10 protein-coding genes are annotated in these 20966 nt (G+C 72.4%); 6 read left to right on the forward strand and 4 right to left on the reverse strand.

What is annotated here, in order from left to right; all coding sequences use genetic code 11:
* The first annotated feature begins 183 nt into the window (after positions 1 to 183).
* From MNZ27_RS04010 to MNZ27_RS04025, 4 genes are all read left to right on the forward strand, one after another.
* The gene (locus MNZ27_RS04010) at positions 184 to 7218 is read left to right on the forward strand and encodes a CxxxxCH/CxxCH domain c-type cytochrome (protein WP_242392747.1); all 7035 of its coding nucleotides are present in this window, start codon (positions 184 to 186) and stop codon (positions 7216 to 7218) included.
* Positions 7219 to 7380: 162 nt separating this feature from the next.
* The gene (locus tag MNZ27_RS04015) at positions 7381 to 8430 is read left to right on the forward strand and encodes a cytochrome c biogenesis protein ResB (RefSeq protein WP_242392748.1); all 1050 of its coding nucleotides are present in this window, start codon (positions 7381 to 7383) and stop codon (positions 8428 to 8430) included.
* A gap of 52 nt (positions 8431 to 8482) precedes the next feature.
* Entirely contained in the window at positions 8483 to 9304 is an 822-nt protein-coding gene (gene ccsA, locus MNZ27_RS04020; RefSeq protein WP_242392749.1) for a cytochrome c biogenesis protein CcsA, read from the forward strand.
* A gap of 45 nt (positions 9305 to 9349) precedes the next feature.
* Positions 9350 to 10726, forward strand: coding sequence for a B12-binding domain-containing radical SAM protein (locus tag MNZ27_RS04025; RefSeq protein WP_242392750.1), 1377 nt, complete (start codon positions 9350 to 9352; stop codon positions 10724 to 10726).
* On the opposite strand, the gene MNZ27_RS04030 is transcribed toward MNZ27_RS04025, so the two are convergent.
* From MNZ27_RS04030 to MNZ27_RS04045, 4 genes are read right to left on the reverse strand one after another with little or no spacing between them, the layout of a single operon-like run.
* A complete protein-coding gene (locus MNZ27_RS04030; protein ID WP_242392751.1) occupies positions 10723 to 12375 on the reverse strand; it encodes a hypothetical protein in 1653 nt (550 codons plus the stop codon). The two genes, MNZ27_RS04025 and MNZ27_RS04030, sit on opposite strands and share 4 nt — an antisense overlap.
* A gap of 17 nt (positions 12376 to 12392) precedes the next feature.
* On the reverse strand, positions 12393 to 14696 hold the full coding sequence (locus tag MNZ27_RS04035) for a YfhO family protein (protein ID WP_242392752.1): 2304 nt from the start codon (positions 14694 to 14696) through the stop codon (positions 12393 to 12395).
* Between the two features lie 11 nt (positions 14697 to 14707).
* Entirely contained in the window at positions 14708 to 17011 is a 2304-nt protein-coding gene (locus MNZ27_RS04040) for a YfhO family protein (protein ID WP_242392753.1), read from the reverse strand.
* 11 nt (positions 17012 to 17022) lie between these two features.
* Entirely contained in the window at positions 17023 to 18069 is a 1047-nt protein-coding gene (locus tag MNZ27_RS04045; RefSeq protein WP_242392754.1) for a hypothetical protein, read from the reverse strand.
* Between the two features lie 133 nt (positions 18070 to 18202).
* Here MNZ27_RS04045 and MNZ27_RS04050 point away from each other — a divergent pair, with 133 nt between their 5' ends.
* A complete protein-coding gene (locus MNZ27_RS04050) occupies positions 18203 to 19894 on the forward strand; it encodes a 6-pyruvoyl-tetrahydropterin synthase-related protein (protein WP_242392755.1) in 1692 nt (563 codons plus the stop codon).
* A gap of 212 nt (positions 19895 to 20106) precedes the next feature.
* The coding region (locus MNZ27_RS23895) for a glycosyltransferase family 39 protein (protein WP_242392756.1) at positions 20107 to 20966 on the forward strand (860 nt) is incomplete at its 3' end.

Below are 20966 nucleotides of genomic sequence, written 5' to 3' on the forward strand. Positions count from 1 at the left end.
CGCGGGAGCGTCGTAATGAAGATCAGTGCCGGTACGCAGCGATCCCTCGTCCCGTGCGACGGCCGGATCCCTACCGATAGAGCGCCGTTTCCCCCCGGCGACGCGGCGATCCGCCGTGAGGCCGGTCGAGGGGGCGCCTCGGCTTCGTGCCGCCCTCACCCGGTGTTCAGTGGAGCCGCCGAGATGACGACCAACAAGAGCTTCGATCGTGTTCTCGCACGGTGTCTTGGCTGGGCGCTCGCGGTACTCGTCGGGGCTGCCGCGAATCCTGCCGGCGCAGCGGTGTACAACTGGCAGATCAGCAGCGGCGCCACGGTCGGCGGGTTCACGACGAACTGGTCGGAGATCTGTACCACCACCACGTACCCAACGGCCGCGCGTATCACGACGATGAACACGGCGGCGTTCGGGTGCAGTTCGACGCGCCTCTACGATACGCGCTCGACCGGCAACGACGTGATGCTGACGATGATCTCGGACACCGCATACGCGGTGGCTACGGACATCAGCGGCGGGAGCTTCATCGCGAGCCTTCGGAACGGCACTGGGACGACCACCGTCTCGCTGGACTTCCAGCTCGGGTACGCGAGCGGAGGTGTGTTCACAGGGTTCGGCACGCCGGTCGCGCAGGCGATGACGACGACCCAGACGACCTACACGATCGATCTCTCGTTGCAGACGGGCACCGTTCCCTCGGGCGCCAACCTCGCTCTTCGCGTGCGGAAGGTCACGGCCTCCACGGACCAGGCGCGGCTATATCTCGGAAGCACGAATGGCAACTCGGGCCAGCTGACCGTGACCGAAACCGCCGCCGCCGTGAACTCCACGGCCGCCGGCACGGTCACCGCCGCCTCGGCGGCGGGTCTCTGCAACGCGATCACCGTGACCGCGCCGTACACCAACGACGCGAACGGGAATAACACGCTCTCCTACCGTTACCGCACGCCGACGGGAACAGGGACCTGGACGACTTCGACCGCGCGGACCCACAGCGCGTCGCCTTACAGCTTCAACATCACCGGCCTCACCACCAACGCGACCTACGACGTCGAGGTGACATACGTGGACGCGGACGGCGTGACCGGCACCGCGACCCAGACGGTGAGCAACGTCAGGGTCGGGGCGAACTGCACCGTCCCCGGCACGGCGACCGCGGTCCAGAACACCGGCGCCGCCGGCGCGGCGATCACCGTCACCGCCCCTTACACCGCCGACGCGAACGCGAACGACACGCTCTCGTACCGCTACCGGACGCCGACCGGCACCGGCACCTGGACGACGGCCTCGACCCGCGCGCACAGCACCTCGCCGTACACCTTCGACATCACCGGCCTCACCTGCGGAAGCGGCTACGACGTCGAGGTGACCTACGTCGACGCCGACGGCGTGACCGGCACGGCGACCCAGACCGTGAGCAACGTCATCCTGAACGCGGGCCCGTGCGTTCCGGCGCAGGCGGTCACGGTCGGCAACGGCGCCACCCTCGTCGGCGCGGCGTCCATCGCGCCGGGTTCGACGGCCTGGACGCCGGTGGACGCGTTCTCCGTCGTGATCACCTCCGGCGGCACCAGCAACGCCCTGACGTCGGTCACCTACAAGTCGCTCACGGGCATGTCGCAGTACCTCGCGGGCGTCCGGCTCGTCCGCTCGAGCGGCTCCGTCGTCCTCGCGACGCTCAGCGCGCCCTCGGGCGACACCTGGGCCTTCACGGGCCTCTCGGAGTCGATCTCCACCACGGCCCAGCAGTACCGGGTCGAGGTCCAGCCGAAGGCCCACTCGGCGATGCCGGCGGTCCCTGGAGCGAACCTCGTGCTCGCCCCCGGGTCGTCCGGGAACGGCGCGATCTCGGCCATCACGACCTCGAGCAGCGCGGCCGTCACCAACACCGACGGCAGCGCGGCCGATCCGGCGTCCGGCCAGGTCCTCATCGACAACCTCTCCCCGGCTGATCCGACCTCCGTCGTCGCGAACGGGAGCAGCAGCGCGGCCAGCGTGAGCTGGAACAACCCAGGCGCTGCGGACTTCCAGAAGGTGGTCCTCCTCGCGAAGCAGGGCGCCGCCTTCCTGGCGAGCGAGCGCCCGGCCGAGGGCGACGATCCGCTGCTGAACGCCGCCTACGGCGCCGCCACCGTCCGCTACTCCGGCGCGGTCTCGCCGCAGACCATCGGCGGGCTCGCCGCGGGCACCTGGTACTTCAAGCTCTTCTCGCGCGACACGAGCGGCAACTTCTCGTCGGTCGGCGTGGAGACGAGCGCCACCGTCACGAGCTTCGTCGGGGACGGCGACATCACCCCGGGCAGCGTGAAGCCGGTCCTGGCCATCGTGAACCCGATGAACGGGGCCGTCCTCCAGACGCCCTTCCGGCTCCAGGCGCGGATCTTCAGCCCGAAGACCTCCGCCGGCGTGACCCAGCCGATCACCGCGGTCACGCTCCTCGTAGACGGCGCCGTCTCCACGTACACGATGTCCCAGCTCACCGCCTACGGCACGGCGACGGACAACGGGGTGTGGGGCACGACCATCTCCACGCTCGCCGCCGGTTCGCACACGCTCCGCGTGTGGGCCGAGAACGGCGCCTCGGGCACCACGCGCGTCTACTCGGGCACGCTCACGGTGACGGTCGCCGCGGGCACGGGCGACGGCAACCTGCTCGTGCGCGACAACGCGAGCCAGGTCTGCACCGACTGCCACGCCATCGCGTCGCACGGCGCCGAGGCGACGGGAAACAAGTACGGCTCGTGGGCCGTGACCTGCCGCGAGTGCCACACGCCGCACGGCACGACCAACCTCGACCTCGTCCGGACCGCGATCACGCCTCCCGCGCGCACCGGACCGTCGACGTCGGCACCCGTCGCGTTCCTGAACAAGACCGGGTACGCGACGAATTCTTACGCGAGCGCCGGGAACAACGGCCCGTGTCAGGTCTGTCACACGCAGACGAGCTATTACCGGGCGGACGGCTCGTCCCCCGGCGGTACGCACGAGACCGGGCCATGCGCGAGCTGCCACGCGCACGCGAAGGGGCTCGTGGCGTCCTGCACCATGTGCCACGGCACCGAGGGGCGCGGCTCCGTCACGGGCGCTGATCCGAAGCAGGCGGCCGCGCCGCCCGTGGTGGCGCCCGGGGCGACGGTGTTCGTCACCGGCGGCGGCGCGCACCTCGCCCACGTGAACCAGACGACCTGGCGTACGAACCCGCTCCCCTGTGCGTCGTGCCACCCCGCGCCGCACGCGACGAAGGGCGGCACGGACATGGCGTGGAGCACGGTCGCGACGGGCAACGGCACGGTCGTGCCGACGCCGGCCGCCGGGGCGCTCGCCTCGAACTGGCCGAATACTCCGAGCTGTACCAACTGGTGCCACGGCGCCGGCTTCGCGGCGGGCGGGGGCACCCGCACCACGCCGGTCTGGAACGGCAACTCGACCTACAGCGCCTGCGGCGCGTGCCACGCGAGCCCGCCGCCGAACGGCACCACCGGCCAGGATCACCCGCAGAACCTCACCTGCGCGACCTGTCACGGCGGGGACTACACGCAGACGAGCGTCGGCGCCGTCTCGAAGGCGACCCACGTCGACGGCACCGTCCAGAAGCCGACCGGCTGCACCGCCTGCCACGGCAAGCTGACCGGGACCAGCGGCGTCGTGGTGCCGAGCGGAGATCCGTCCGCGGCGCCGGGCTATGACGCCGTCTCGGTCGACACGCGGGGCAGCAGCGACCGGCTGCAGACGAGCGTCGGCGCGCACGTCAAGCACGTGAACAGCGGGCTGATGCCCGCGAAGGCCTGCAACGTCTGCCACGGCTCGACGCCGGCGGACGGTGACACCTCGCACGCGAACGGCACCGTCGCCATCGGCTGGAGCTCGCCGGCGAACGCCCAGGCCGTGTCCCCCACCTGGTCGGCGGGGAGCTGCACGAACTACTGCCACTCGAGCGGGAAGCCCATCGGCGGGACGTTGACGACGAAGTCCGTCACCTGGACCAGCACGACCGCGCTCGGCTGCACCGACTGCCATGCAGCTGCGGCGATCGCGACGAACGCGCACGCGAAGCACGTCACCACGTACGGGATCGGGTGTCAGGCCTGTCACGCAGGAACCACCGACAACGGCGCGAGCATCGTCGCGGGCGGCGGCCTCCACGTCAGCGGCTCGAACGACGTCCAGTTCACCACCACGGACGTCCTGTGGGCGCCCTACGTGACCGGCGGCGGCTACGACGCGCTGGCCTACACCTGCTCCAGCACCTACTGCCACTCGAACGGCTCGACCAGCACGTCGCCGTACGGCGCGCCGGTCAGTACGCTCGCTTGGAACGGCGTCGCGACGTGCTCGAGCTGCCACGGCGGCTACACGGGGACCCTCATCGCGACCGGCACGCACACCAGCCACGTGAACAACGCAGGCGCGATCGGCACGAACTACCACTGCGACGATTGCCACGCGGCGACGGTGACCGGCGGGGCGACGCCGGCCCTGAACTACGCGGGCGGCCTGCACGTCAACCGCGTCAAGGACGTCTCGATCGCGAACCGCGGGACGTTCCCCAGCACCGACACGACCGCGACCTGTAGCGCGACCTACTGCCACTCTTCGGGCCGTCCCGCGACCGCGGGATCCACCAACGCGTCCAAGTACAACACGGTGACCTGGGGCCAGGCGGGGACGCTCGCCTGCAACGGCTGCCACGGCACGTACACCTCGGCCGACGGCGCGACCTACGGCGGCTGGGCGTCGGTCTACGGCGAGCCGAACTACGCGAGCGGCGGCCAGAACGTCGTGAACTCGAACAGCCACAGGGCGCACGTCGGGTCGGCGGCGAGCTGCGCCATCTGTCACCAGCAGACGACGGCGAACGGGACCGCCATCAACGGCGCCTACAACCTCCACACCGACGGGCAGCGCCAGGTGACCTGGGACGCGACGCGCACGGCCGGAGGAGCCGTCTACAACCCGTCGACGAAGCAGTGCTCGAGCGTCACCTGTCACGGCGCCGGCACCCCGGTCTGGGGCGGGCCGTCGATGACCTGCACGAGCTGCCACGGCACCACCGGGACGGAGACGGACGATCTCGGCGCGAGCTTCTGGACCAACAACATCGTCGCGACGATCAACACGACCGAGTGGAGCTACTCCGGCCACGGCAAGACCACCGCGTACGACGTGACCGCGAATCCGGGCGCCGCGTTCCCGACGACGCCGACGGCGGGCCTCTCGGAGTGCCTGTACTGCCACGACAACACGGTCGGCCACGGCGATCCGACCAACCCGTTCCGGCTCCGCGGCGTGACCGACGCGAACGGCGTCTCCGCGGCGTACGCGGTCACGACCGCCGAGCTCGCGAACGCCGTCTGCCTCGACTGCCACTCCGCGACGGCGAACGGCGTCGATCCCGATGGGACCGGCACGAGCTACACGAAGAAGGTGGCGACGTACAAGACGGCCAAGAGCCACCAGGGAGCGAAGCACACGGTCGCGACGCTCGGCGGGAGGTTCTGCTGGGATTGCCACGATCCTCACGGTGACCGTCCCAACTCGACCACCGGCAACATCGCCATGATCCGCAGCAGCGTCACGACGGTGTCGGACGGCACCTACGGGTACGTCGGGGCGTCGGGCGCGCAGCAGGCCGTCACCTTCAACAGCGAGGCGGCGACTCCGCCGGCGACCGGGAAGACCGTGGAGACGACCACGGCGGCCGGCACGCAGCACGTCGGCATCTGCCAGGCCTGCCACGGTGACACGAGCGAGACCTACTGGACGAAGTACTGGAACCGGCTCGGCTACCAGGACCCGAACGGCCCGCCCAACAGCGATCGCACCCTGAGCTCCGCGTCGGCGACCTCGCACAACTACGGCAGCGCCGCGGTGACGTACTGCATCAGTTGCCATACGCACGGGACCGGGTTCGGCGGGGAGTGCGTCGGCTGCCACGCGACCACCCAGCCGATCACGCAGGGGCCGCTCGCGGGGACGAGGAGTCGGCGCGAGGTCGTCAGCGAGTTCCAGAACGCGTGGTCGCACAAGGCGTCCACGAGCACGGTGCCGGCCAGCCGGACCGTCTCCAACTACGACTGCGCGGTCTGCCACATGGAAGGCGATCCGGCGACCGGGAACCCGACGTCCTCCCACGGCGACGGCTACCTCAACCTGCGAGACCCCGACACCGGCGCCAACATCAAGGGCGTGACGTTCAGCCAGACGATCTACACCGACTCGGCGAACGGCGGCTCCTACAGCTCGACGACCGCTGACGCGACACCCGCCGAGTTCAACCGTAACGTCTCGAGCGCCACGCTCGAGCCGGACGTGGTCGCGATCATGATCAACCAGTGCCTCAAGTGCCACGACAGCGACGGCGCGATGAGCACGCTCGCGCGGGTGCCCACGTCTGTGATGCCGAACGCCTCCGCCGGGAAGCCCTTCGGCACGACGATCCTCGGCACGGGGTACGCCGGCGGCACCGGTCTCACGGCGTGCGCCGCCGGGACCGACGGCTGCGTGACGGACGTCAATTCCTCGTTCGCCACATCGAACAGCTCGTACCACCCGATCCGCGGGAAGCAGAACAACTCCTATGTCAACAACGTCCAGATGATGGCGCCGTGGAACGCGCTGACCACCGACAAGACGAAGGGGACCATCAACGCCGCCAATAGCTGGGGGTACCTGATCACCTGCTGGGACTGCCACGCCGCGAGCGGTGCCAGCGGTCCGCAGACCAGCACGGTCACGGCGCACGGCGGCAGCGTCACGATCCGCGCGGGCATCTGGGTGAGCAGCATGCTGACGGTGCCGACCACCACCAACGCGGGCAACCTCTGCCGGGTCTGCCACTTCCCGAGCAGCGTCACGCGCGGCCACGGCCCCGGCTCCGCGGCCGCGTCCATCGACAGCAATCCCACCTCGCGCATGGCGGGGGGGTGTTACCTCTGCCACCTCAGCGCGCAGACCAAGCCGGCCCGGCCCATCCCGGCGCAGGACGTGCACGGCTTCGACTCCTTCGCCACCAACATGGGGACGGACAAGATGTGGCCGGTCGGGGCGACGGAGTCGTACAAGCCCTACGGGTTCATGCGGAACGTCGGGCCCACCGGCCAGTGGTTGACCCAGAACTGGAGGCCGAAGACAGCGCCGGGGCTCACCACGGGGGTGGGGACCTGCGGCGGTACCGCGTGCAGGTCGTCGCACGGAACGTACAACCCGGGCGGCGTCTACTGATCCTTCGGTCGCCGGGGGAGCCGCCGGGCGGAGCCGAGCTCCGCCCGGCGGTCCTTGCATCAAAATCCGGGCCCTGCAACAATCATTCAAGCAATCGTGAGGATCGAAGAGGCTACCAACGAGAGCGGGCCGCTTTCAGCGACACCGCGGGCTCGGTCTCTGTTGCACGAGGCCTATTCGTCCCTGGTCTCGCCGAAGCTCGCCATCGCGCTCCTCGTCGGCGTCCTCGCCTGTTGCGTCGCCGGGGTCACGTTCCTCCGCGCGCGGGCCGGGCAGGTCATCTTCTCGACGCTCTGGTTCAACGCGCTCCTCGTGCTGCTCGCGGTGAGCTCGGCCGCCGCGTTCTTCAGCCGAACGTGGAAGAGGAAGCTGACGCTCGTCTCGGCCGGGATGATCTTGTTCCACCTGAGCTTCGCGGCGATGCTCGGGGGCATCGTCTGCAACAGGCTCTTCTTCTTCGACGGCGTGCTCCGCCTGACCGAGGGCGAGACCCTCCCGAACGGCCGTGTCGAGAGCTACGACCGGATCGACAAGGGCAGGTTCTTCGACTTCGCGTGGCTCCGTGGCGAGACGACGCTCGTCAGGATGCACCGGAACTACAGGGTGGACGGGGAGAACAAACAGGCGGCGTACGAGCTCGCCGTGAGCGACGGCGATGCGCTGCTGCACCGGATCATCTACGTCACCCAGCACCTGGACTTCGACGGGGTCCGGTACTTCAGCCAGAAGGAGGGCTACTCCGTCCTGCTCGTCATGTCCGACCGGGAGGGGCGCGAGCTCTACGGCGCCCACGTCCCGCTCCAGAGCCTGAAGCAAACCGACGGCAAGTACCTGTACGCGTCGGGGACGGCGGAGGGGCTCACGCCCTTTCCGTTTCCCCCTCCGCCGGAGCAGCCACGCGCCGGCGTGCTGCTGGGATACCGCCCGAGCACGGTCGCGGAGCGAGCAGGGGACGTCAGCTTCGAGGTGTGGTCCGTCGGACCACACGGCGAGCCCGGCGCCGAGCGGACCGGCACGGTGCCCGTGGGCTTCCGCTTCGACGCCGGTGATTTCACGTTCGTCCCGAAAGAGATACGTTACTGGGTCGGCATGAACGTGCGTTACGACCCCGGCCTCAGCGTCATCCTGGCGAGCCTCTGCCTCGGCCTGGTCGGCATGGTCATGACCTTCGTCGGTCGCGTGCGCCAGGGCGCGCGAAGGCGAGCGGCGTAGGCCCGATGGACCTGGCGCACGTCAGTCGCGGCGGCGTGCGCGTGGAGCTGCGATGGGGATCGAACAAGTGCTGTTCTGGAGCGCGGTCGTCCTCTACGGGCTGAGCGCGTTCGGCTACATCTTCGGCCTGATCAGCAAGACCGAGAAGCTGTTCCTGGTCGGCCTCGTCGCCGCGATCGCCGGGTTCCTGCCGCACACGGCGAGCATCGCCGTGCGCTGGTCGAGCGGGGCGAACCCGTTCATCACCATCTCCGAGTCCCTCTCGCTCGGCGTGTGGGTCTCCGTCCTGCTGGCGCTCCTCGTCCAGCTCGCGAACCGGAGGGTGCGCGTGGTGGGGGTGCTGGTGCTGCCGGTCGCCTTCATCCTGCTGGGGTGGGCCGGCACGCTCCGGACCGCCGCGGCGCCGGAGCTCGTCCCCGCGCTGCAGAGCGGGTGGCTGTGGGTCCACATCGTCGGGGCGAGCGTCGGCTTCAGCTCGGTGCTCATCGCGGCCGCCCTCGGACTGATCTTCCTGCTCAAGCAGAAGCGGCAGGGCGGCCTCTACGACAGGCTGCCTTCCCCGCAGGCCATCGACGACCTGAGCTATCGGTTCGTGGTCGCGGGCTTCACGATGTACGGGGTGATGATCGTCTCGGGCGCCTTCTGGGCGAACCAGGTGAAGGGCACCTTCTGGAACTGGGATCCGGTGGAGGTCTGGTCGCTCGTCTCCTGGCTCGTCTATGGCATCTACCTGCACCTGCGCATCACCTTCGGGTGGCGCGGGCAGCGGCTCGCCGTGTACGCCCTCCTGGCGATGATGGTCATGATCGTCAGCTACTGGGGCATTCCCTTCGGCGTGGAGACCTTCCACTCCGGATTCCGGATCGAGCACTAGCGAAGCGAGCCCCGTCGCCCCGGAGCGGGGAGGCCAGGAAGCGACTTGAAGCTCTGCATCATCAAGCCACCGTTGCCGTTCGGTTGGACGCCAGTCGCCCCGCCGATCCTCGAGTACCTGGCCGCGCTCACGCGGAAGGCCGACCCGAGCGTCGAGATCGAGCTCTACAGCGCGAGCGCCACCCCGGACGTCTTCGACACGCTGGAGTGCGACCTCGCCGGGATCAGCCTGCTGACGCCGACGGCCGTGCCCGGCTACCGGATCGCCGACGGCCTGCGCGCGCGGGGCATCAAGGTCGTCGTCGGCGGGATCCACGCCTCGACGCTCCCGCAGGAGGCGAAGGCCCACGCCGACGCGGTGGTGATCGGCGAGGCCGAGTCGGTCTGGCCGCAGGTGCTGAAGGACTTCCGCGCCGGCAGGCTGCAGCCCTTCTACCGCGGTGAGCAGGGGCCCCTGGACGATCTGCCCACGCCGCTCTACGGGATGCTGCAGCAGAACCACCGCTTCCGCATCGTCAACACCGCGCGCGGCTGCCCGTACCAGTGCACCTTCTGCACGGTGAACCGGTACTTCGGCTCCCGGATCCGCATGCGCCCGATCGACGACGTGGTGCGCGACGTCGACGCCATCCCGGGCAGCTTGTACATCAACGGCGACGAGAACATCTGGTGGCTCGGCAAGCAGGACCGCGCCATCGAGCTCTTCACCGCGCTGCGGGGGAGCAAGAAGAAGTGGATGGGGTTCGGCAGCCTCGCCCCGGTCCTGTCGCCGCAGGGTTCGCGCATGCTCGACGCGGCGCGGCGCGCCGGGATGTTCACGGTGTGGGTGGGGTGGGAGTCCATCTCGGAGCGCGGGCTCGAGGCGTACGGCGCGGATCGGAAGGTGGGCGTGGACCGGGAGCGCGCGGTGCGGACGCTCAAGGATCACGGCATCGACGTCTCGCTCTTCTTCATGCTCGGCTCGCGCGCGGACTCGCTCGACGACTACCGGCGCGCCGTCGACGTGGCCGAGCGGCTGGGCGTGAGCATGCACCCCTCCCTCGTCGTCCCGTACCCCGGCAGCGAGCTGCGCCGCCAGTACGAGCCGTACCTCTACAAGGACCTCGGCTGGGAGTACTACAACGGCGCCTACGCGCTCTTCGAGCACCCGGACCCGGCCATGACGCCCGAGGTGCGCGAGCGGCGGTTCTACGAGACCTCCCTCGAGCTGCTCAGCATGGGCCGCGTCCTCAAGCACATGTTCGAGATCCCGCCGTCGGGGTTCCCGCACGCCCACATCCTCTCGCTCACGAACCAGCTCCCGATCCGGAAGGGCATGAAGGTCGCCTTCGAGCAGTGGAAGGCGTCGAAGCGCGCGGTGCGCGAGAAGCAGGCCGTGTCCGGTCCCGGCGCCGCCGTCGCCGGGTCGCCGCGCGCACGCTAGCGCTGCACGGCGGCCGCCTCGAGGTCCGCCGCGGCGAGCGCCTCCTCGCCGAGCGATCGGTACGCGGCTCCCCGATCCATGAGGATCGCGACCCGCGCCGGACCGGCCGCCGACTCGAGGGCGCTCGTGTAGTCCGCGACGGCCTCCCGGCCCAGGCCCATGCTCGCGAAGATCGCCGCCCGCGTGACGTAGAGCTCGTGCAGCGCCTGGTAGCCTTTCGCGCGGGCGATGGCGAGCGCCTCGTTCGCGTCGGCGAGGGCGCGCGCCGGCTCGCCGCGCCGCATCCAGCCGTCGCTGCGCTGCAGGTACGCCCGCCCGGACGCGCGCGGCGCGAGGTCGATGACCCGGGTCCAGAGCGTCACGTCGTCCTTCCAGAAGGCGAGGTGCCGAACGGTCATCGACGCGATCGCGACCAGCCAGAGGGCGGTCGCCGACGCCACCAGGATCGAGGGCCATCGACCGGGACGCTCGAGCGCGGCGGTCGCGACCGCGACCCCGAGGAGCAGCGCGAGGGGGAGGGACGCGAAGTAGGTGAAGCGCGTCGCCATCGCCTGCGGCCCGACCTGGGTGAACCCGAGGACCGGGACCAGGGCGAGGAGGTACGAGAGCCAGGCGGCCAGGAGGATCGGCCGGCGCCGGACGCGGGCGACGCAGCACGCGGTGATCGCGACGAGGACCGCGGCGGAGGCCAGGTACGCCGGACCGATGGTGGCGATGTTCCCGGGGTGCAGGTAGAAGGGGCTCGCGTCGGCGGGCCAGGCGGTGAGCCGGAGGTAGCTGGCGACCGACCGGACCGCGTTCAGGACCCTCGAGGCGACGCCGGACTGCGCCAGGGGCATGGCTTGCGGCCGCTGGGCGTCGACGCTGATCAGCGTCGCGAGGACGGAGGCGATCAGGAACGGGACCTTCTCCGCGAGCACCCGCGCCGCCCCGGCCTCGCGGAGCCGGCGGAGGGGGAACCAGTCGAGGATCAGCAGGATCGCCGGGAGCGTCACGAGGAGCTGCTTCGAGAGCAGCGACAGGCAGAAGAGCAGGAGCGCGACCCCGTAGCGGGGCGACGCGGCGAAGCCGAGGACCGCGCGCGCGAACCGAGGCTGCCGCTCGGCGCGCTGCGCGGCCGACCGCGCGTACCGGACGTAGGCCATCACGGCGGGGAGCCCGAAGAAGAGGGCGAGGACGTCCTTGCGCTCCGTCGCCCAGGCGACCGACTCGACGCGGAGCGGGTGCAGCGCGAAGACGAGCGCCGCCAGGACGGAGCCCACGAGGGCGAAACGCTCGCGCCGGTCGTCGCGTCCCGCCGAGTCACCCGGCGCGAGGTGCGCGCGGACGAGCTGGAGCGAGAGCAGCAGGAACATCCCGGCGTTCAGCGCGTGGAGGACGACGTTGGTGAGGTGGTAGCCGACGGGATCCAACCCCCAGATCGCGCGGTCCAGGGCGAGGGAGAGCCAGGTGAGCGGCGCCCAGTAGTTGCACCAGTACTCGCCGAAGGCCCAGGAGACGGTGTGGAGATCGAGCCGGGCGATGTGCGGGTTCTGCCAGATGTACCCGGCGTCGTCCCAGAGCAGCAGGTCGTTCCTCAGCGCGGGCGCGAAGAGCGCGAGCGTGAGGAGGACGACCGCGAGGAACGCGGCGAGCCCCGCCGGCTTCACACTCGGAGAGGTACGGATCATGTCGGGGTGGCGGGCCGTCCGCGCCGCGCGGCGCGGACGGCGAGGAGGAGGAGGAGGACGCCCCCGAGCGCGGAGAGCGCGAGCCCCGCGCGGAGCTCCGGGGGATCGTAGGTCATCTCGAGCCGGTGGCGCCCGGGGGGCCAGGGGACCGCGCGGACGAGGAAGTCCGCGGCGAGGATCTCGACCGGCCGCCCGTCCACGGTGGCGCGCCAGCCCGGCCACCAGGCGTCCTGGACGACCAGGAGGGCCGGCCCGAGCGACTCGGCCTCGATCCGGACCGACCCGGCGCGGCGCTCCACGCCCAGGACCCGCCCCGGCGCGGTGGGCGGTGTCGCGGACGCCTCGACCACGACGGTGTCGTCGTCGCCGCGCGCGACGAGCGCGAGCAGGAGCTTCCGCGCGTCCAGGGTCCGCTCCGCGTTCACGGCGCGCCGCGCGAAGAAGGCCCAGGGCCGGTGAGGGACGGCCCAGACCTCGAGCCCGGGGGGCTCGTCGCGCTGCACGCACCGGCCCCCCACTACGGCGGGCCCGGCGAGCACGTCGAACGCGTTCGCGTGCGGGATCGGCTGGAGGGCGACGTGCGTCAGGCCGAAGCGCCGGCACGCCAGCGCGAAGCCGTCGCCGAGCGAACGCTGGAGCGTGTCGAACCGGCGTGGCTCGAACGCGCCGTAGGGCTCCATCGTGTCCACGCGATGGGCGACGCCGATGGCCTGACCGAGGAGGCGTGACTCGGTGCGGGCGGTCGCGTCCACCGCCCCCAGCGGATCCCGCGGGTCGTGCATCCGATCCAGCGGGTGGAGGATGCGCGGGCTCGGGGAGTCGGCCTCGAGACGCATGGGCGAGGCGAAGCGGCGGACGTCCGTCGAGCCGAGGTGCGCGCCGTAATAAACGGCCGCGGCCGGGGCGAGCGCGACGAGCGCCGCGAGGGCCCCCGTGCGCGCGCGGTCGGACCGCAGGCGCTCGACGACGAGGAGCGCGGCGAGACCGACCACGAGGTGCGGGAGGCCGGCGGCGAGGGTCGAACAGTAGAAGGGGCCGGCGTCGCCGAGCGCGCGGGTGGCGAGCCCGGCGGTCGCCTCGGGCGCGAGGCGCAGCAGGAGGAGCGTCGCGCCGGCGACCAGGGCGGCCGCGGCGAGCCCGCGTCGCCACGCGTGCGACAGGCGCCCGGCGCCGAAGGCGTCGGCGCCGAGCGCGGCGAGCGCGGCGGCGCAGAGCGAGAGGGGCGCCATGAGCTTCTCGGAGTAACGGAAGCGGCTCCAGACCGGGACGGCGTCGAGGAGCTGACGTGCCCCGAGGTGGTGGCCGAGCGCGAGCCAGAGGAGGATCGCCGCCGCGCCGGCGAGCACGAGCCCGGTGCGGCGCCGGCGCGCGTCGGCGGGAGCGCTCGCGCCGAGGGCCGCAGCGACGAGCAGCGGCGCGCCCAGGTAGACGCTTTCCGCGAAGACGAGCTCGTCCAGCCGGAGCCCCGCTCCCGGTGGCACCTCGTCGAGCGGGCCGCGGAAGAGGCCGGGGACGACCCACTCCAGCAGCCGCCCCGGCTCGAGCGCCCAGCGGGTCTTCTCCCAGTCCTCCAGATCGAGGCTCCGGTTGGTGCGGGGGAGGAGCGCGCTCGTGGCGGCGAGCTGGACCCCCGCGAGGAGGACGCCGGCGCCCATGCCGGCGAGCGCGCGTGCAGCGCCGCGACGGCCGCCGGCGTCCGCGGCGAGGAGGACGCCGAGGGCGAGGCCGACGAGGGCGGCCTGGGCGTCGCCGGAGAGGAAGGCGCAGGCGGTGGCGAGCGCGGTCGCGACCGTGCCCCAGCGGGCCCCCGCCCCGGCGGCCCTCGCCGCGGCGACGAGCCAGGGGAGGGTGGAGAGGCCGGCCAGGAAGACGAGGTTCCCGGTCATCGAGGCCGAGAAGCCGGACAGCGCGAAGGCGAGCCCGGCACCCGCGGACGACGGCGGGGAAGCGTCGAGCGTCCAGGCGAGGACGAACGCCCCCAGCGCGGCGGCGACGAGGTAGGCGAGGATGAGGAAGTCGATGCTCGAGGGGGCGAGCGCGGCCGCCGCGAGCGAGATCGGGTGCAGGACGGAGTGGATCCCCTCGGCGAAGAGCGGCTTCCCGGTCCCCTCGTACGGGTTCCACAGCGGCAGCCGGCCCGCGCGCAGCTCCTCGACGACGAGCGTCCGGACGGGCGCGTAGAGGAAGTCGGTGTCGCGCTGCGAGAGCGTGCGGACCCCGGCCACGGCCGGCGCGAACGCGAGCAGCACGCCGGCGATGGTCACCGCCGCCCACGCGGCGCGCTGTCGGCGCGGATCCATCCTGCGGGCGATTATCGCACAGGGACGGGGAGTTCCCGTCGCGCGGCCTGGACGCCGAGGAGCAGCACGAGGACGGCGCCGACCGCGGAGAGCGCCAGGCCGACCTGGAGCTCGCGGGGGGCGTAGACCAGCTCGAGCCGATGGCGCCCCGGCGGCCAGCGGACCGCGCGGACGAGCACGTCGGCCGCGAGGACCTCCGCCGGCTGGCCGTCGATGGAGGCGCGCCAGCCGGGCCAATAGGCGTCCTGGACGACGAGGAGCGCCGGCCCGAGCGACTCGGCCTCCACGCGAACCGTGTCGGTCCCGCGCTCGACGCGGAGGACGCGCCCCGGAGCGGTCGCGGGTGGAGCCGGAGCCTCCACGACGACCGTGCCGTCGTCGCCGCGCTCCATCAGGTCGAGGAGGACGCGGTGGGCGGCCTGAGGTCGCTCCGTCGCCAGGGCGCGCCGGGCGAAGAAGGCCCACGGCCGGTGAGGCACCGCCCAGAGCTCGAGGCCGAGCCGCTCGTCGCGCTGGACGAGCCGGCCGCCCTCGACGGCGAACGCCGCGGCGGCGGGATCCGGCTCTGGACGAGGCCGCGTCTGCAGCACGACATGGGTCAGCCCGAAGCGCCGGAAGGCGCGCCACCACCCATCCCCGAACGATCGGGCGAGCGTCGTCACACGCCCCGGCTCGAACGCGCCGTAGGGCTCGATCGTGTCCACGCGGCGGGCGACGTTGAGCGAAGGGCCGAGGAAGAGCGCCTCGACGCGCGCGCTCGCCTCGACCGGCCCGTCCGGTTCGTCTCCGCCGACGAACCGCTCCTGGAGGTGGACGATGCGCGCGGTCGGGGCGTCGGCCTCGAGCCGCAAGGGCGAGGTGGTGCGGCGGACGGCGGGGGAGCCGAGGTGCGCGCCGTGGTAGACGGCCGCGGCCGGGGCGAGCGCGAGCAGCGCCGCGAGGGCTGTTGTGCGTGCCCGGCGGGACCGCAGGCGATCGACGACGAGGAGCGCGGCGAGGCCGATCACGAGGTGAGGGAGACCTCGCCCGAGCGTGTAGTGGTAGAAGGGGCCGGCGTCTCCGAGGAGGCGGGTCGCGATCGCCTGCGTGGGGGCGGGGGCGCGAGACACCGCGAGGAGCACTGCGCCGGCTGTCAGGGCGGCCGCGGCGAGCCCGCGACGCCACGCCCGCGACAGGGGCGCGGCCGCGAAGGCGTCGGCGCCGAGCGCGGCGAGCGCGGCGGCGCAGAGCGAGAGGGGCCCCATGAGCTTCTCGGAATACCGGAAGCGGCTCCAGATCGGGACCGCGTCGAGGAGCTGGCGTGCCCCGAGGTGGTGGCCGAGCGCGAGCCAGAGGAGGATCGTCGCCGCGCCCGCGAGCACGAGCCCGGTGCGGCGCCGGCCCGCGTCGTAGCGAGCGCTCGCGCCAATGGCCGCGGCGACGAGCAGCGGCACCCCCAGGTAGACGCTCTCCGCGAAGACCGGGTCCAGCCAGGCGCCGGAGGGCGCCACGGGCACCTCGTCCAGCGGTCCACGACAGAGTCCGGGGATGACCCACTCCAGCAGTCGCCCGGGCGCGAGCGCCCACTTCGTCTTCTGCTCGTCGGGGAGCTCGAGGCTCCGGTAGGTGCGAGGGAGGAGCTCACTCGTGGCGGCGAGCTGGACACCCGCGAGGAGGATGCCGGCGCCCATCCCCACGAGCGCGCGCGCCGCCCCGCGCGCTCCACCGGCGTCGGCGGCGAGGAGCGTCCCGAGCGCGAGGCCGACCAGGGCGGCCTGCGCGTCGCCGGACAGGAAGGCGCAGCCGGTGGCGAGCGCGGTCGCGACGATGCCCCAGCGCGCCCCCGCCCCGGCAGCCCTCGCCGCAGCGGCGAGCCAGGGGAGGGTGGAGAGCCCGGCGAGGAACACGAGGTTCCCGGTCATCGAGGCGGAGAAGCCGGAGAGGGCGAACGCGACCGCGCCGCCCGCGGACGCGGCCGGCGATGCGCCGAGCGTCGAGCCCAGGACGAGCGCGCCGAGCGCGGCGGAGAGGAGATACGCGAGGATCAGGAAATCGACGCTCGACGGGGCGACCGCGGCGGCCGCGAGCGAGATCGGGTGCAGGACGGAGTGGATCCCCTCGGCGAAGAGCGGCTTCCCGGTCCCCTCGTAGGGGTTCCACAGCGGCAGCCGTCCGGCGCGGAGCTCCGCGACGACGAGCGTCCGGATCGGCCCGTACAGGAGATCCGTGTCGCGCTGCGAGAGCGTGCGAACCCCGGCGACGGCCGGCGCGAAGGCGAGCAGCACGCCCGCGATGGTGACCGCCGCCCACGCGGCGCGCTGTCGGCGAGGATTCATCCGGTGCGCGATCATCGCACGGAGGCGGGAGCTCGCCGCCGCGCGGCCCGGACGGCGAGGAGCAGGACGAGGGAGGCGACGCGCGCGCTCGCGTCCACGTGATCCGGGTGCTCGCGATGGTCGTACAGGGCGGTGACGGGGTGGGCGATGCGCGGGGCAGGGGAGTCGGTCTCGAGCCGCATGGGAGTGGTGAAGCGGCGGACCTCGGGCGCGCCGAGGTGCGCGCCGTGATACACGGCGGCCGCCGGGGCGAGCGCGACCAGCAGCGCCAGCGCGGCTGCGCGCGCCCGCTCGTCGCGCAAGCGATCCACCGCGAGGAGCGCGGCGAGCCCGGCGACGAGGTGAGGGAGCCCGGCCGCGAGCGTGGAGCGGTAGAACGGACGGACGCCCGCGAGGAGGACGCCGGGGACCATGCCAGCGAGCGCGCGCGCCGCGCCGCGCGGACCGCCGGCGTCCGCGGCGAGGAGGATTCCGAGGGCGAGGCCGACGAGGGTGGTCTGGGCGTCGCCGGAGAGGAAGGCGCAGCCGGTGGCGAGCGCCACCAGCGGCGCGCCCCAGCGCGCCCCCGCGCCCGCCATCCTGGCCGCGGCGACGAGCCAGGGGAGGGTCGAGGCGCCGGCCAGGAACACGAGGTTCCCGGTCATCGAGGCGGAGAAGCCGGAGAGCGCGAACGCGAGCCCCGCGCCCGCGGAGGCCGGCGGGGAGGCGCCGATCGTCCTCGCGAGGGTGAACGCGCCGAGCGCGCCCGCGACGAGGTAGGCGAGGACCAGGAAGTCGATGCTCGAGGGCGCGAGCGCCGCGGCGGCGAGGGAGATCGGGTGGAGCACCGAGTGGACCCCCTCGGCGAAGAGCGGCTTTCCCGTCCCCTCGTACGGATCCCAGAGCGGGAGCCGGCCCGCGCGAAGCTCCTCGACGACGAGCGTCCGGACCGGCGCGTAGAGCCGGTCGGTGTCGCGGTGCGAGAGGGTGCGCAAGCCGAGGACCGCCGGCGCGAACGCGAGCAGCACGCCCGCGGTCGTCACCGCCGCCCACGCGGCGCGCTGTCGGCGCGCGTCCATTGGCGCGAATCATGGCACGAGCTAGGGGCGCGCGGTTCGACCGCATATACTGTTCGCAATGGAAACCGACGGGCCCGCGGCCGAGGAGAGGAGTGTCGCCGCGAGCTCGAGCGCCACCCGTCGCACGGGGTGGGTGGCTGTGGGTGTCCTGGCCCTCCTCGCCGTCGTGTGCTGCAAGCCCCTCGTGAACGAAGGCTGGTTCACGAGCCACGAGAAGATCCGTCCGCTCGCTCGCGCCCTGGCGGCCTACTACGAGATCGCGGCCGGAGACCTCTACCCGCGGTGGCTCTCGACGGGATATCTCGGCAAGGGAATCCCCCTCTTCAACTACTACCCGCCCGCCTTCTCGCTGCTGGTGGCCTACGCGCACGCGGCCGGTGTCCCGCTCCTCCTCGCGGCGAAGCTGACGATCCTCGCGCTCTTCTTCCTGGGCTCGCTGGGCGTCTACCTCTGGGTCCGCCCGCACCTCGGGCATTCCCCGGCGCTCGTCGCCGGCATCCTGTACCTGTTCGCCCCGTACCACTTCGTGGATCTCTACGTGCGCGGCGCGACGGCCGAGTTCACCTCGCTCGCCGCCCTCCCGTTCGTGTTCCTCGCCATCGACCGGCTCGTCGAGCGGCTCTCGGTCCGGGGTCTGGCGCTCCTGGCGTGCGCCTCCGCGTCGGTCGTCCTCTCGCACTTCCTGGGCGCCGTCATGATCGCTCCGTTCGCGGCGGTCTACGCGCTGGTGAGGGTGGTGCAGGCGGGCGGCGGTCGGGCCGCCGTCGGGCGGATCCTCGCAGCCGCCGCGCTCGGAGCGGCCCTCTCGGCGTTCTACTGGCTGCCCTCCATCGCGGAGTGGGACGCGCTCTCGCCCGATCGGGCTGGGCGCGCGTTTGTCGGCTATTACTCACCGTTTGTTCACTTCGTCCACCCTGCGCAGTGGCTCGATCCGGGATGGGGCTTCGGCCCGTCGCTGCCGGATCCGCTCGCGGACGAGATGAGCTTCCAGGTCGGGCTCCTGCTCCTCGCCGCGGTCGCCCTCAGCGTCCTGCTGGCGCCGCTCCTCGGGAAAACTCAGCGCAGGTTCGTCCTGGTCGCGCTCGGCCTGGGCGCCGCCGCGCTCGCGCTCACGACCTCCGTGACCCGTCCGCTGTACGCTGCCGTCCCGCCGCTCGCGCTGGTCCAGTTCCCGTGGCGGTTCCTCGGCCCGGCGACGCTCTTCCTCTCCGCGGCCGGCGCCGGCTTCGTGCACCTGTTCGCGATGCGCCACCGCTGGGTGGGCCCGGGTCTGGCAGCGGCGATGGCGGCAGCGGCCGTGGCGGTCTCGGCTTCGCAGCGGACGGTGGAGCAGCAGCTCCCCGTGTTCGACGATCGCACGATCGCGGCGACCGTCGCGGCCGATCCCTGGTCGGCGAGCTTCGGGAACGAGGACGAGTACCTGCCGCGGCACGCGACGATCGAGGCGGCGAGCGTGGTGCCGGGCGGCCCCGTCCCAGGTGGCCTCGGGGTCGAGATCGGGGCCGTGCGGGCGTCCGGAACGACGGACGTGACGTTCGAGGTCGCGTCCCCGTTCGGCGACGGGTTCGCCGTCGTTCCCTGGTACGTGTTCCCGGGGTGGGAGGTCACGCTGGACGGTCGTGAGTGGCCGTTCGGGCCGCAGCCGGAAGGGCTCGTCGCGTTCTTCGTGCCGCAAGGTCGCCATGTGGCACGGGTCCGCTTCGGCACCACACCTCCCAGGATCGCGGGCTGGGCGCTCGCGCTCGCGGGCGCGCTGGTGCTCGGCGCGCTGGCGATCCGGGAGCGGTCGCTCAGGCGGCGTCGCCCGTCGGCCCTCCGGGGATAGGCCGCGTTCTGCACGACGGGTGGGAGCGGAAGGAGATGGTGAGCCGGTATCTCTTCACCTGCCTCGTCGTGTGGCTCGAGAAGCTGCTGACCCGCGATGACCATCGGCAGGTGCCGTGAACGGCACGCGTCACGTTCGCGGCGGCGACGAAGCCCGGGCGGCCCGCGGGTGGCCGGTCGCGATCGACGGGAATTGCCGGTAGCATACGGTCCGTGCTCCTCTCCCGGCTCCACCGCTGGCGCAGGCTGCGCCCCGTCGCCGGCTGGGACCTCGCCGCCGCCGCGCTGCTCCTCGTCGCCGGGATCGTCGTGGCCGCGACCTTCCGGGACTACGGATCGACCTGGGACGAACGCGTGCAGCGGGAGCTGGGGCGGGACGTCGTCGCGTGGTTCACGTCCGGCGGGAACGACGCGGGCGCCCTCACGGGAGGGAGCGCCGGGGACCTGTATCTCTACGGCGGCCTCTTCGAGGCCGTCGCCGAGGTCGCCGCGTCGGCGCTCCCGTTCGATCCGGTCGAGACGCGCCATCTCGTCAACGCGCTCATCGCGCTGCTGGGGGTCGCCGGCACCGCGCTGCTCGCGCGTCGCCTGCGGGGACCTCGCGCTGCGTTCCTCGCCGCCGCGCTGCTCCTGGCCACGCCGCCGTGGTGGGGCCACGGCTTCGCGAACTCGAAGGACATTCCGTTCGCCGCGGCCTATCCGTGGCTCTTGCTCGCCCTGCTTCATGCGTGCGACGAGTTGCCGCGCCCCGGGCTTCGCCGGGTTCTCGCCGCCGGCGCAGCGCTCGGGGCCGCGTTGGCGTTCCGGCCGGGCGGGCTCGTCTTCCTGCTGCCGCTCTCCGCAGGGATCGTCGGCGTGCGCCTGCTCCCGCGCTTGCGCACGATTTCACCCGGCCGGCCGCGCCTCGCGGCCAGCGCCGCCGCAGCAGGACGGCTCGGGGTCATCGCGGGGCTCGGCTGGCTCGGGATGCTCGCGGCCTGGCCCTACGGTCTCCGCAACCCGATCTCGGGCCCGGGGGGCCCCGGGGCGGCCCCCCCGCACTTGCAATGGGACCGGCAACGGCGCTTCGCCCG

The sequence above is a fragment of the Anaeromyxobacter oryzisoli genome (genome assembly GCF_022690765.1).
In the GTDB taxonomy this organism is placed as follows: Bacteria; Myxococcota; Myxococcia; order Myxococcales; family Anaeromyxobacteraceae; genus Anaeromyxobacter; species Anaeromyxobacter oryzisoli.